13 protein-coding genes are annotated in these 12265 nt (G+C 71.3%); 7 read left to right on the top strand and 6 right to left on the bottom strand.

All coding sequences use genetic code 11. From position 1 onward, the window contains the following. Window positions 1–9: 9 nt before the first annotated feature. Window positions 10–921 (top strand): PfkB family carbohydrate kinase, encoded by a 912-nt coding sequence (locus tag ACIOD2_RS35690; protein WP_400548381.1) that lies wholly within the window; start codon window positions 10–12, stop codon window positions 919–921. A 498-nt stretch (window positions 922–1419) separates the two neighbouring features. On the opposite strand, the gene ACIOD2_RS35685 is transcribed toward ACIOD2_RS35690, so the two are convergent. Continuing rightward, on the bottom strand, window positions 1420–1812 hold the full coding sequence (locus ACIOD2_RS35685) for a VOC family protein (RefSeq protein ID WP_400548378.1): 393 nt from the start codon (window positions 1810–1812) through the stop codon (window positions 1420–1422). 21 nt (window positions 1813–1833) lie between these two features. Continuing rightward, window positions 1834–2061 carry a hypothetical protein gene (locus ACIOD2_RS35680; RefSeq protein WP_400548375.1) on the bottom strand — a complete coding sequence of 76 codons (228 nt, stop codon included), beginning with the start codon at window positions 2059–2061 and terminating at the stop codon, window positions 1834–1836. A gap of 155 nt (window positions 2062–2216) precedes the next feature. On the opposite strand from ACIOD2_RS35680, the gene ACIOD2_RS35675 reads away from it, so the two are divergent. Beyond that, a complete protein-coding gene (locus ACIOD2_RS35675; RefSeq protein WP_400548372.1) occupies window positions 2217–3395 on the top strand; it encodes an exo-alpha-sialidase in 1179 nt (392 codons plus the stop codon). 45 nt (window positions 3396–3440) lie between these two features. Here the strand turns inward: ACIOD2_RS35675 and ACIOD2_RS35670 are convergent, their stop codons facing one another. Together ACIOD2_RS35670 and ACIOD2_RS35665 are read right to left on the bottom strand one after the other, a co-directional pair. Beyond that, window positions 3441–4628: a cytochrome P450 gene (locus tag ACIOD2_RS35670; protein WP_400548369.1), complete on the bottom strand. Its 1188-nt coding sequence runs from the start codon at window positions 4626–4628 to the stop codon at window positions 3441–3443. After that, window positions 4625–6067, bottom strand: a complete 1443-nt coding sequence (locus ACIOD2_RS35665) for an MFS transporter (RefSeq protein WP_400548366.1) — start codon at window positions 6065–6067, stop codon at window positions 4625–4627. The genes ACIOD2_RS35670 and ACIOD2_RS35665 overlap by 4 nt, the downstream gene beginning before the upstream one ends. Before the next feature lie 153 nt (window positions 6068–6220). Here ACIOD2_RS35665 and ACIOD2_RS35660 point away from each other — a divergent pair, with 153 nt between their 5' ends. The 5 genes from ACIOD2_RS35660 to ACIOD2_RS35640 all read left to right on the top strand — a co-directional run bounded on the left by ACIOD2_RS35660 (window position 6221) and on the right by ACIOD2_RS35640 (window position 10722). Next, complete coding sequence (locus ACIOD2_RS35660) at window positions 6221–6796, top strand: TetR/AcrR family transcriptional regulator (RefSeq protein WP_400548363.1); 576 nt, start codon at window positions 6221–6223, stop codon at window positions 6794–6796. A gap of 73 nt (window positions 6797–6869) precedes the next feature. Beyond that, window positions 6870–7892: an amidohydrolase family protein gene (locus ACIOD2_RS35655; RefSeq protein ID WP_400548360.1), complete on the top strand. Its 1023-nt coding sequence runs from the start codon at window positions 6870–6872 to the stop codon at window positions 7890–7892. 7 nt (window positions 7893–7899) lie between these two features. Then, window positions 7900–8814 carry an amidohydrolase family protein gene (locus ACIOD2_RS35650; protein WP_400548358.1) on the top strand — a complete coding sequence of 305 codons (915 nt, stop codon included), beginning with the start codon at window positions 7900–7902 and terminating at the stop codon, window positions 8812–8814. Between the two features lie 15 nt (window positions 8815–8829). Further along, window positions 8830–10200 carry an MFS transporter gene (locus ACIOD2_RS35645; protein WP_400548355.1) on the top strand — a complete coding sequence of 457 codons (1371 nt, stop codon included), beginning with the start codon at window positions 8830–8832 and terminating at the stop codon, window positions 10198–10200. Window positions 10201–10278: 78 nt separating this feature from the next. Next, entirely contained in the window at window positions 10279–10722 is a 444-nt protein-coding gene (locus ACIOD2_RS35640) for an ATP-binding protein (RefSeq protein WP_400548352.1), read from the top strand. Here the strand turns inward: ACIOD2_RS35640 and ACIOD2_RS35635 are convergent. Then, complete coding sequence (locus tag ACIOD2_RS35635; RefSeq protein ID WP_400548349.1) at window positions 10719–11132, bottom strand: STAS domain-containing protein; 414 nt, start codon at window positions 11130–11132, stop codon at window positions 10719–10721. The genes ACIOD2_RS35640 and ACIOD2_RS35635 overlap by 4 nt on opposite strands. A 200-nt stretch (window positions 11133–11332) precedes the next feature. Beyond that, window positions 11333–12163 (bottom strand): TauD/TfdA dioxygenase family protein, encoded by an 831-nt coding sequence (locus ACIOD2_RS35630; RefSeq protein ID WP_400548346.1) that lies wholly within the window; start codon window positions 12161–12163, stop codon window positions 11333–11335. Between the last annotated feature and the right edge of the window lie 102 nt (window positions 12164–12265).

Here is a 12265-nt window from a genome sequence, read left to right as displayed (position 1 = left end):
AGGCCGTTCATGCCCAGCGAAGTCGTGGTCGTCGGCCAGGTCGCACGCGACCTGGTGGTCGAAGTCCCGGACGCGCCCGACGCGGGGGCGTCGGCCGAAGTGCAGCAGCGGCAGGAGGTGCTCGGCGGGAAGGGCGGCAACCAGGCGGTGGCCCTGAGCCAGCTGGGCACGTCGGTGTCGCTGGTCGGCGTGGTCGGCGAGGACCTCGTCGGCGACGCCCTGCGAGCGCGGGCGCGGGCCGACCGCATCGGCACCACGCACGTGGTCCGCCGGCGCGGCGCCGAGACGGCGCTGATCGTCGACGTCGTCGACGAGCACGGCCGCCGCCGCTACCTAGAGCACATCCCGGCGGCGACGCTGGTGACCGAGACCGACGTCTTCGCCGCCGCCGCGCCGATCTCGGCCGCCTGCTCCCTGATCGTCCAGCTGCAGCAGCCCGCACCGGCGGTGTTGCTGGCCGCGCGGCTGGCGCACACCGCGGGCACCCGCGTCGTGCTGGACGGCGCCCCGGAGGACCCGGAGCTGCTCGCCCTCGCCGACGTCGTCCGCGCCGACCTGCTGGCCGGCCAGCCGGTGGCGGACATCGAAACGGCCGCCGACGCGGCAGCCGACCTGCGCCGGCGCGGGCCGTCCCTGGTCGTGCTCGAGGTGTCGGGCCGCGGCAACCTCTTCGCCGGACCGGACGGCACCTGGTTCGTCCCGAACGTGGCGACCGAGGTCGTCGACACCACCGGCGCCGGCGACGCCCTGGTCGCGACCCTCACCGCGGCCCTGACCCGCAGGCGCCCCTTCGAGACGGCGGCGCGCTTGGCGGTAGCGGCAGCAGCGGCGACCACCGAGCACGCGGGCGGCCGGCCCCGCCTGACCCGCCCGGACCTCAACCGGCTGCAGCCGGAGCACCTCGAAGAGGTACACGCCTGACCAGCGGCCGGGTCGACGCTCACAGCCCCGGCCACGCAAACGCTGCCGCCCGCGCCCGGAGAGGGCCGAAGCCGTGCGTGCCTGAGGGGCACAAAACCGGGTCGGCGCTCACAGCACCGTGTCAACGACCGAGCGCCCGGGCAGCCGCCTTCGCCCGGAGTGAATGAAAGCGGCGCACACCCGACCGACAGCGCCAGCTCGATCCGACCGCCGCGGCGACGAGCGAGCACCCCAGACTGCACCCGCGATCGGCAACAGCACTCGAACAGCAACTCGCTCACCGCACCCGGCCGCGACAACTACCCAGCACCCCCTCGCGCGGAGTGAATCGAAGCGGCGCACACCCGACCGACAGCGCCAGCTCAATCCGACCACCACAACAACGAGCGAGCACCCAGGCAGCGCCCGCGATCGGTAACAGCAGCTCACTCACCGCACCGGCCGCGCGACCAAGACAACCGCCGGGCACTCACCGTCGAAGCAAAGCCCGCCCGAGAATCACGGCACCGGGTCGACCCGGCTGCGCAGCAGGCAGAACTCGTTGCCCTCCGGGTCCTGCAGCACGTACCAGCTCTCCTCGCCGGTCTGCCCGATGTCCGCGTGCCGCGCGCCCAGCTCCAGCAGGCGCCGCAGCTCGGCCCCCTGGTCGCGGTCGGTGGCGCTGACGTCCAGGTGCAGCGGCAGCTTCACGCGCGTCGCCGGCTCGGCCCGGTCGCTGATGTCGAAGACGAGGGTCGGCTGCGGTCCGCCGAAGCCGGTGCCGGGCGGGCCGATCTCGATGCCGTCCGGTTCGCGGCCGATCTCGACGTAGCCGAGCACGTCCGCCCAGAACTTCGCGAGCCGCTCGGGGTCGCGGGCGTCGATGACGATTTCGCTGATGCGGCAAGCCATCGCGTCACCGTACCGCCCGCCTCAGCCGCGGTACCAGGACTGGGCGCGGCGCCAGGTCAGGTACTCGTCGAAGATCGCCGCCGAGCGCTGCTCGAGGAATTCGTCCAGCAGCGCGAAGAGCAGGTCGACGGCCACTTGCCGGCCGTCGCCCGCCGCCTCGTCGTGCCGGCCCGCGGTGCGGCAGGGAAAGGCCAGGTACCGCACCAGCGACGTCCAGGTCAGGTTGTCGCCGGTGCCCACCCGGGGCACGAGCGACTCGGTGAAGCCGGTCAGCAGTCCGCCGTCATTGCCCGCGTCGACACAGTCCTTGACGAACCGCGCACCGGCTCCCTAGGTTGTCGGACATAGGACGTCGGACATCCCATGTCCTACCATCCCATCCCCTCAGCGAGGAGGCGGAACCGGTGACACCGAAACGCAGATTCGGCACGATTCTGCTGGCCGCGGCCATGGTCTGGCTGCCCTTCACCCCCGCGGCCTCGGCCGCCACCGGGGGATGCTCGTCCTCGGTGCCGTTCACCTCCGGCACCGAGGGTTACGACACCTTCCGCATCCCCGCGGTCGTGCGCGCCGCGAACGGCTCACTGGTGGCGTTCGCCGAAGGCCGGCGCGACTCGGCCGGCGACTCCGGCGCCATCCAGACGGTGTCGCGCAGCTCCCGCGACGGCGGGTGCACCTGGGGTCCGCTCTCCGTGGTCACCACCAACGGCGACGCCACCGCGGGCAACCCCACGCCGGTGGTGGCCCGCAACGGCGACCTGGTGCTGCTGACCGTCCACAACGGACTCGTGTCGGAGAAGCAGATCATGTCCGGCCAGGCGTCCGACCAGGACACCCGCCGCGTGTTCGTCCAGCGCAGCACCGACAACGGCCGCACCTGGAGCGCCGCGCGCGACATCACCGCGGACACGAAGCTGCCCGGCTGGCGGTGGTACGCCACCGGTCCCGGGCACGCCACGCTGCTGCGGCACGGCCCCCACGCGGGCCGGATCGTGGTGCCCGCCAACCACTCCAGCTCCCCGCCGGCCGGTTCCGCCGACGTCGGCACCGAGGCGAAGTACTACGGCGGCCACGACCTCTACAGCGACGACAACGGCCGCACCTGGCACATCGGCTTCACCGACGACCGCACCGACGGCGTCATCGCCGCGAACGAGACGTCGATGACCGAGCTGTCCGACGGCACGCTCTACTTCTCCAGCCGCAACCAGGGTTCCGCGGCCGAGCACCGCGTCGACGGTTACAGCGTGGACGGCGGGAAGACGCTCGTGCGGCCGTACCGGGTGCAGCCGTCGGTGTCCGGGACGAAGACCGAGGGCAGTGTGCTGCAGACGACGATCCCGTGGCTGCTGCTGTACTCCGGCCCGTCCGACCCCGCGACGCGCACGGTGATGCAGCTGCGGCTGAGCACCGACCGCGGGCGCACCTGGACCCCGGGCCGGACGCTGACCAGCGGGCCCGCCGCGTACTCCGACCTCGTGCAGGCCGACCCGCTCACCGCCGGGCTGCTCTACGAGACGGGCACCGCCGGACCGTACGAAACCGTGGTGTTCCAGCGCATCCCGCTCACGAAGGTGCGCTGAGCCGAGGTCCCGCACCCGGCACGAGGCCGGGTGCGGGACGGCCGCTCAGCCCCAGGCGAGCGGCAGCTGCAGCGGGCCGCGGGTCGACAGGCCCTTCTTCCAGCCGATGCCGGACTCGCCGTCGGCCAGGCGCAGCTCCGGCAGCCGCCGCAGCAGCGTTTCCAGCGCCACCTGCAGTTCCATCCGGGCCAGGGGTGCGCCCAGGCAGTGGTGGGCGCCGTGCCCGAAGCCGATGTGCGTGGCCTCCCCGCGCAGCAGGTCCAGGACCTCCGGGTCGGCGTACACCGCGTCGTCGCGGTTGGCCGAGGCCAGCGCGGGCAGCACCGGCTCCCCCGCCCGCACGGTCACGCCACCCAGTTCGACGTCCTCCAGCGCGTAGCGCGCGATGCCGGCGCCGGTGCCGAGCGGGACGAACCGCATCAGCTCCTCGACCGCCTTCGGCACCAGGCTCAGGTCGGCGCGCAGCAGCGCCAGCTGGTCCGGGTGCGTGAGCAGCGCGTAGACGAAGTTCGGGATCTGGGACGCCGTCGTCTCGTGCCCGGCCACCAGCAGCGTCTGCGCCAGCGACAGCAGTTCCTCCTCCGAGAGCCGGTCGTCTTCGTCACGGGCCACGACCAGGGCGCCGAGCAGGTCGTCGTGCGGCGTCTCGCGGCGCAGGGCGATCAGGCCCGCCATGTACTCGTGCAGCTTCGTCATCGCGTCGAGGACTTCGTCCGGCGTGAACTTCGTCGTCGAGAGGAACGCGTCGGACCAGACGCGGAAGTCGCCGCGGTCCTCGAACGGGACGCCCAGCAGCTCGCAGATCACCGTCACCGGGAACGGCAGCGCGAAGGCCTCGACCAGATCGGCGGGCGGGCCCTCTGTGAGCATCGTGTCGACGAGCCCGTCGGCGATCTCCTGCGCCCGCGTCCGCAGCGCGTCGATCCGGCGCATGGTGAACGCCTTCATCACCAGCCGCCGCAGCCGGCTGTGGTCCGGCGGGTCGAGGCTGAGGATGTTGCCCGGCGGCGGCAGGTGCGGGCGCAGCCGCGGCTCGTCGCGCCCGGTCGCGGCCGCACGGCTGAAGCGCGGGTCGCCGAGGACAACCTTGACGTCCTCGTAGCGCGTCGCCAGCCAGGCCGGTTCGCCGTAGGGCATGGTCACGCGGCTGAGCGGCTCTTCGGTGCGCAGCTTCCCGAACAGCGGCTCGATGTCCAGCTTTTCCGGCTCACTGAAGGGATAGGCCCTCGTCATCGAGACTCCTTTTCGGTAGCACGGTGTCGGTACGGGACGAACACGGCGGCGGCGACCGCGAGGACGCAGATCGCGCCGGACACGGTGAACGCGGTGGTGTACGCGCCGACCGTGGGCAGGGGGAGGCCCGGCAGCAGGGTCGCGGCCAGGATCGCCGACGCCACCGCCGTGCCGATGGACCCGCCGATCGAGCGCAGCGTCTGGTTGACGCTGTTGGCGACGCTCGTCTGCTCGGGCGTGACGCCGCTGTTGAGCAACGTCGGGATCGCGCCGAACGCCAGCCCGAGCCCGAGGCCGAGCAGGCCGGTCGCGACGTAGAAGTGCCAGTGCTCGGTGTGGAAGGCCAGCAGGAAGGCGAACGTCGCGGTCGCGACGACCGTGCCGAGCACCATCGGCCACTTCGGCCCGACGCGGCGGATCAGCATCGACACCGCGCCGGCGGCGAGCAGGGTGCCCGCGGTCAGCGGCAGCAGCGTCAGGCCGGCGCCGAGCGCGTCGGACCCGAAGCCGTAGCCGAACTTGCCCGGCGTCTGGACGAACTGGATCACCAGGATGAACGCGCCGTACATGCCGGCGCCGGTGAGGAAGGTGGCGATGTTGGTGCCCAGCACGACCGGCGTGCGCATCATCGCGATGTCGACCAGCGGCTCACGCACGCGCCGCTCGACGACCACCCACGCGACCAGCAGCACCACCGCACCGGCGAACAGGCCGAGCACGGTCCCCGAACCCCAGCCCCAGGCCGGCCCGCGGTTGATGCCGAGGATCAGGCAGACCAGGCCGCCGGCGAGCGTCAGCAGCCCGAGGACGTCGACGTAGAACTTGCCCGCGGTTTCCGGCAGCCGGATCAGCACGGCCGTGCCGAGCAGGCCGAGCGCGGTGACGGCGGCCGAGATCCAGAACATGCCCTGCGCGGAGACGCCCGCCTGCACCAGCAGCCCGGACACGAGCAGGCCCGCGCCCGCGCCGATGCCGGTCAGCGCGCTCAGCAGCGCGATGCTCGAGGGCACGCGGTCCGGCGGGAAGATCGACCGGACGATCCCGATGGCCAGCGGCATCGCGGCGAAGCCCATGCCCTGCAGGGCGCGCCCGGCCAGCACGACCCCCATCGACGTCGACACGGCCACCAGCACCGAGCCGAGCGTGGTCAGCGCGAGCGTCGCCATGAGGACGCGCTTGCGGCCCAGCTTGTCGCCGAGCGAGCCGAGCACCGGCGTGAACACCGCGGCCGAGAGCATGTTGACGGTCACGACCCACGAGACGTCGGCCATCGAGACGTTCAGCGACTGCGCGAGCCCGGACAGGATGGGCATGACCATGCTCTGCATGACGACGATCGCGAACGTCGACAGCGCCAGCACCAGCAGCACCGCCGTCGGATGCGACTCCGCGCGCCGGCCGGGACGCGCGGGCGCCGGGGCGGTCAGGGTGTCGGACACGGGGATCTCCTTTGTAGTCAACTGACGACTTACACGGTAGCCAGGTGCCGGAAGCCAAGTCAACGAGTGACTACTTAACCGCGCGGTGATCACCCTCACAGGGTGTTTGCGCTGGTCTACACTGCGGAAGCCCTCAACGAACGGAGATCGGCGATGGACACCGCGGCACCTCGCGCCCGCCGCCGGGACGCGGCCGCCACCCGGGAGGCGCTGCTGACCGCGGCCCGGACGCTGCTGGGCGAGCACGGCGTCGAGGGCACGAGCACCCGGGACGTCGCCGCGCTGGCCGGGGTGAACCAGGCGCTGGTCTACCGCTACTTCGGCTCGAAGGAGAAGCTGTTCGCCGAGGCGGCGGGCCGCGGCCTGGACACGGCCGACACCATGGCGGCGGACGTCCCCCTGAAGGACCTCCCGCGTGCCCTGCTGGAGCGCGCGCTGGACGTCGGCGCGGAGCAGCCGAGCCACCTTTCCGGCCTGGTGACGGCGGCGAACGACGACATGATCCGGGCCGTGGTCCGCGAGCGGATCGAGCGGGCGTTCGACGAGCAGCTGGCCCCGCGCCTGAGCGGGCCGGACCGCGAGCTGCGCGCCGAGCTGCTGGCCGCGGTGATCACCGGGATCGCCGTGCTGCGCGGGAAAGTGGGCACGAAGGCCCTGACCGCGGCGGACCGCGCGGCGCTCGGCGACTACGTCGACCGCATGGCCGCCCCCCTGCTCGACCTCGGCTGAGTCACCCTCCCGCCCCGAAGAACTTTTCGTCGTAGATATTGTCAACAATTTCATCGACGATTAGGGTGCAAGCATGCTCATCGACTGCCACGGGCACTACACCACCGCACCTCCCGCGCTGGCCGCGTGGCGTGACCGGCAGGTCGCGGCCCTGTCCGGCGGCCCCGCCCCGGCGCGCGCCGACCTGCGGATCAGCGACGACGAGCTGCGCGAGACGATCGAGCCGAACCAGCTGCGCCTGATGGACGAACGCGGCATCGACCTGACCATCTTCTCGCCCCGCGCGTCGTTCATGGCCCACCACGTCGGGGACTTCACGACGTCGTCGGAGTGGGCCGCGATCTGCAACGAGCTCTGCTACCGCGTCAGCGCGCTCTACCCGGAACGGTTCGCGCCGGCCGCGATGCTCCCGCAGTCCCCCGGCGTCGACCCGGCGACCTGCGTCCCGGAGCTGACGCGGTGCGTCGAGGAGTACGGCGCCGTCGCGCTGAACCTCAACCCGGACCCCTCCGGCGGGCACTGGACGGCGCCGCCGCTCACGGACCGGTCGTGGTACCCCGTCTACGAAAAGATGGTCGAGTACGACATCCCGGCGATGGTCCACGTCAGCACGAGCGTGAACCCCGCGTTCCACACCACCGGCGCGCACTACCTCAACGCCGACACCACGGCGTTCATGCAGCTGCTGCAGGGTGACTTGTTCGCGGACTTCCCCACCCTGCGGCTGGTGATCCCGCACGGCGGCGGCGCGGTGCCCTACCACTGGGGCCGGTTCCGCGGCCTGGCGATGGCGCTGAAGAAACCGCCGCTCGAAGAACACCTGCTGGGCAACGTCTTCTTCGACACCTGCGTCTACCACCAGCCCGGTTCGGACCTCCTGTTCGACGTCGTCCCGGCGAAGAACATCCTGTTCGCCTCGGAGATGATCGGCGCGGTCCGCGACGTCGACCCGCGCACCGGCCACTACTTCGACGACACCCGCCGGTACGTCGAGGCCGCGAAACTGTCCGAAGTGGACCTCGCCGCGATCCGGGAGCACAACGCCCGCGCCGTCTACCCCCGCCTCGACGCCCTGCTCAAGCGCCAGGGGCGGTGAGGAACCCGTGACCGCACCGAAAACCCCCGGCTGGCTCGACTGGTACGCCCACCCGTCGAAGCCGCGGTTCCGGCTCCCGCCCGGAACCGTCGACGCGCACTGCCACGTCTTCGGCCCGCAGGCCGAGTTCCCCTTCGCCGCCGAACGCAAGTACACCCCGTGCGACGGCGGCAAGGACGACCTGTTCGCCCTGCGCGACCACCTGGGCGTCACGCGCAACGTCATCGTCCAGGCCACCTGCCACGGCACGGACAACTCCGCCATGCTCGACGCCGTCCGCGCGGCGGACGGCCGGGCGCGGGGCATCGCCACCGTGCGTCCCGACGTCAGCCAGCGCGAGCTGCGCGAACTCGACGAGGCCGGCGTGCGCGGGGTGCGGTTCAACTTCGTGCGCCGCCTGGTCGACGCCGCCCCGCACGAAGACCTGAGCACCATCGCGAAGAAGATCGCCCCGCTCGGCTGGCACGTCGTGCTGTACTTCGAAAGCGCCGACCTGCCCGAGCTGGAAGGGTTCTTCGGCTCGCTGCCGACCCCGCTGGTGATCGACCACCTGGGCCGGCCGGACGTGACGCAGCCGGTGTCCGGGCCGCAGTTCAGCCGCTTCCTGCGGTTCGTCGACCGCAACGACGTCTGGGTGAAGGTCAGCTGCCCCGAGCGCCTGACCGTGACCGGGCCGCCCGCCCTCGGCGGTGAGCAGCACGCCTACCGCGACGTCGTCCCGTTCGGCCGCCTGGCCGTGGCGGAGTTCCCCGACCGCGTGCTGTGGGGCAGCGACTGGCCGCACCCCAACCTCCTGGGCCACATGCCGGACGACGGCCTGCTGGTCGACTACGTGCCGCAAGTGGCGGTGACCACCGAGCAGCAGCGGAAGCTCCTCGTGACGAACCCGACGCGCCTGTACTGGCCCGGCAATGACGCCTGAGCGACAGGAACTCCCATGCAGCAAGCCAACTCCCTGAACCGGCTGAACCGCCTGCCGATCTCCCGGTTCCACAAGATCACCCTGCTCGCCGTCTCGTTCGCCTACTTCTTCGAGTTCGCGGACATCAACAGCTTCGCCACCACCGCGCCCAAGCTGATCAAGCTGTGGGGCGTGACGGTCGACCAGGTCGCGTACGTCACCTCGCTGTCGTTCGTCGGGATGTTCTTCGGGGCGATCGTCGCCAGTGGACTGGCCGACCGGTGGGGCCGGAAACGGGCGCTGCTGTGGACAACGCTGTGGTTCGGCGTGTTCTCGTTCGCGGCGGTGTTCTCGTGGGACGTCGTTTCGCTGGGTGTGTTCCGCGTCCTGACGTCGGCGGGGCTGTCGGCGATGACCGTCGTCGCGGTGATCTACGTCAACGAGCTGTACCCGGCCAGCAGCCGCGGCAAGTACCAGGCGTACGCGATCGTGATCGGCATCTGCGGCACGCCGGTCACCAACCTGATCGCCAGCGCCGTGGTGCCGATCAACGACTGGTCGTGGCGGCTGGTCTACCTGTGGGGCGCGCTCGGCGTGCTGCTCGTCTTCTTCACCCGGCGGCTCAAGGAGTCACCGCGCTGGCACGAAAGCCGCGGCGACCACGCCAAGGCGGACGAGATCCTGCGGGAGATCGAGGAGCAGGTCGCGGCGGAGAAGGGCCCGCTGCCCGAGCCGGAGCCGCCCGTTGAAGAGGCCCCGGTGACCAAGGCTCCGCTGCGGTTGCTGTTGCAGAAGAAATACCTGATGCCCACGTTGCTGCTGACAGTCGTGTGGGTGACCCAGACGATCGGCTTCTTCGGCTACTCGAGCTGGGCGCCCACGCTGCTGGCCCAGGAGGGCTTCAGCGTCGAGAAGTCGGTCTTCTACGTGGCGCTCACCACCGTCGGCGCGCCGCTCGGGTCGTACCTGGCCGCCATCGTCACCGACCGCTTCGAACGCAAGTGGTGCCTGGTCGCGTTCGGCTCGGTGATCGCGTTGTGCGGCCTGCTCTACGGGCTGACGTTCAACCCGGTGCTGATCGTGGTCTTCGGGTTCCTGGTGAACCTGTTCGAGCGCGGCTACACCGCACTCGGTTACGCCTATTCACCGGAGCTCTTCGACACCCGCGCCCGCTCGCTGGGCACCGGCGTCTCCTACGGGCTCGGGCGGCTGTCGAACGCGGCCGGCCCGCTGATCGTCGCCGCGCTGTACAACGGCAGCGGGTACCAGAGCGTGTTCCTCTTCATCGCCGGCACCTGGCTGGTCGGTGCGGTCGTGCTGGCCCTGTTCGGCCCCCGGACCCGCCCGGGACGGGCGCCCGCCGAACCGGCCGAACCGAAAAATACCGGCACGCCGATTCGCGGGTAAGGGCCGCTGTCACGGGTAACCGATCCTTGTAGGAGAACGTCGCGCCCTCGGGTGCGCGTTCTCGGGAGGAGTCGCATCATGCCTGTGAACTGGACCTTGGCGGACCAGCCAGGCTGGCAGACCCTGGACGTGGCCGGCACCGACCCGTCGGGCCTGGCCGAAGCCCGGATGTGGGCCGAGTCGCAGCTGACCGCGCTCGGTGACCCGCATCGGCTGGACACCCTGCTGATCGCCGGAGAGCTGCTGGACAACGCCTACCTGCACGCCGGAGGGCCGGTGGAGCTGCGGCTCCGCCGGACGTTGTGGCCGTGCGAGGTGACCGTGGCCGTCGCGGACGTCGGCGCCGGGGAGCCGCGGCTGCGGGTCCCCACGCGCGACGGCGGCCGCGGGCTGCTGGTGGTCGACCGGCTGTGCCTGACGTGGGGCGTGAGCCACCACGACGACGGCAAGCTCGTCTGGGGCCGCCTGCAGTGCGCGACCTCCGACGAGCCGTGCCCGCGGGCCTGGGCGAGTACGAACTAGCGGGACGTCAGTCCCGGCAGGAGAGCCAGCCAGTCGAGTGCCGCGGCGAGGTCGCCGTGCACCGGCAGGACCCGCTCGAGACCGAGGACGGTCAGCGGGCGCAGCACCGCGCGGCTGCGGGTGACCACGGCGAACGGCACCCCGGCTGCGTGCGCGTCGGAGGCGGCGTTGATCAGCACGGTCAGCGCGCGGGAGGCGCAGAACGTCACAGCCGAGGCGTCGATCACGAGGACGCGGGGCCGCAGGCCGAGCTCGAGTTCGATGATTTCCTCGAGGTGACCGGTGACACTGACGTCGAGCTCACCGGTGGCCGACACCACGGCCGAGTCGGCGGTCGTGGTCACGGCGAACGTCGCGACGGGCGCCTGAACTGCGGGATCTCTGAGCCGGGGCAGCGGAACAGCGGACATGGCGGAAGCCTCCTGGGTAAACCGTGAGGCCAAACCGCTCGTGCACCAGTCCAGTCCCACACCGGCCCCGAATCGGGGCCGTGGGTCTCGGGGTGCGACGGCTGCCGGTTGAACCGCTGCCTGCCGACCGTACCGCACACCTGTGCGACCCACCGTGTGACCTGTTCGCAGCAACAGGTCACCACGGCGTGTCGGCGGCCTCAGCGTGACGTCGCCGCGCTGAGGCCGGCGCCTTCGTGGTGCGGCCAGCGCGACTGCTCACCCGTCGGCTTGTCACCGAGGATCGTCACCCGGCGGCCCACCCGACGGCCGGTGTAGTCGTTGACCGCGTAGTGCTGGGTGGCCCGGTTGTCCCAGACCGCGATCGCCCCCGGCCGCCAGTGGTACCGGCAGACGCGTTGCGGGCTTTCGGCCACCTCGTACAGCTGAGCCAGCAAGGCCGCGCTCTCCCCCGGCGTGAGCTGCGGGATCCGGCGGGTGAACATGCGGTTGACGTACAGGGACCGGCGGCCCGTCTCGGGGTGTGTGCGGACCACCGGGTGCTCGGCCTCACTGCGGAACGACCCGTTGGGGTGCTCGAAGACGTGGATCGCCGTCAGGCCGTCCACCAGGTCCCGCACCGGCGCGGAAAGCGCTTCATACGCGAGGTACTGGTTGCTCCACATCGTGTCCCCGCCCGCCGGTGGGCACTCGACGAGCTGCAGCACGGACGCGATCGGCGGCGACGGGCTGAACGTGACGTCGGTGTGCCAGACGTCGGCGCGCGCGCCCTGGTCGGAGTCGAGCACCACGAGTTCGTCGTGGCCGGGCAGCTTCGGCAGGAACGGGTGCACCTCCAGCTCCCCGAACCGGCGGCCGAACGCCTTGTGCGCCTCGGGATCGAGCCCGGCGGCGTCGGGGAAGAACAGCACGAGGTGGGTCAGCAGGAGGTCCCGCACCTCGGCGAAGGCGGCGTCGGACAGCTCGGCCAGCGGCACCCCGCGCACCTCCGCGCCGAGCGCTCCCGAAATCGGCCGGACGTCGAACTCCATGATTTTTCCTTTCTTTTTCCGGGCAGGACGGAATAGCGTTTCGCCGCACAAAAGAATGGTTGACCGCATGGGATTCCGGTGCGATCGTGGTGGGGCCCGGTC

The sequence above is a fragment of the Amycolatopsis sp. NPDC088138 genome (assembly GCF_044741685.1).
Classification (GTDB): Bacteria; Actinomycetota; Actinomycetes; order Mycobacteriales; family Pseudonocardiaceae; genus Amycolatopsis.
Note: the sequence above shows the minus strand (reverse complement) of the source record. Positions and strands in the feature narration are given on the sequence as shown.

Excerpts from the sequence above, each read along its gene's own strand:
- ACIOD2_RS35690 (WP_400548381.1), top strand. The coding sequence starts at position 10 with ATGCCCAGCGAAGTCGTGGTCGTCGGCCAGGTCGCACGCGACCTGGTG.
- ACIOD2_RS35685 (WP_400548378.1), bottom strand. The coding sequence starts at position 1,812 with ATGGCTTGCCGCATCAGCGAAATCGTCATCGACGCCCGCGACCCCGAG.
- ACIOD2_RS35670 (WP_400548369.1), bottom strand. The coding sequence starts at position 4,628 with ATGACGAGGGCCTATCCCTTCAGTGAGCCGGAAAAGCTGGACATCGAG.
- ACIOD2_RS35660 (WP_400548363.1), top strand. The coding sequence starts at position 6,221 with ATGGACACCGCGGCACCTCGCGCCCGCCGCCGGGACGCGGCCGCCACC.
- ACIOD2_RS35655 (WP_400548360.1), top strand. The coding sequence starts at position 6,870 with ATGCTCATCGACTGCCACGGGCACTACACCACCGCACCTCCCGCGCTG.
- ACIOD2_RS35645 (WP_400548355.1), top strand. The coding sequence starts at position 8,830 with ATGCAGCAAGCCAACTCCCTGAACCGGCTGAACCGCCTGCCGATCTCC.
- ACIOD2_RS35640 (WP_400548352.1), top strand. The coding sequence starts at position 10,279 with ATGCCTGTGAACTGGACCTTGGCGGACCAGCCAGGCTGGCAGACCCTG.
- ACIOD2_RS35635 (WP_400548349.1), bottom strand. The coding sequence starts at position 11,132 with ATGTCCGCTGTTCCGCTGCCCCGGCTCAGAGATCCCGCAGTTCAGGCG.
- ACIOD2_RS35630 (WP_400548346.1), bottom strand. The coding sequence starts at position 12,163 with ATGGAGTTCGACGTCCGGCCGATTTCGGGAGCGCTCGGCGCGGAGGTG.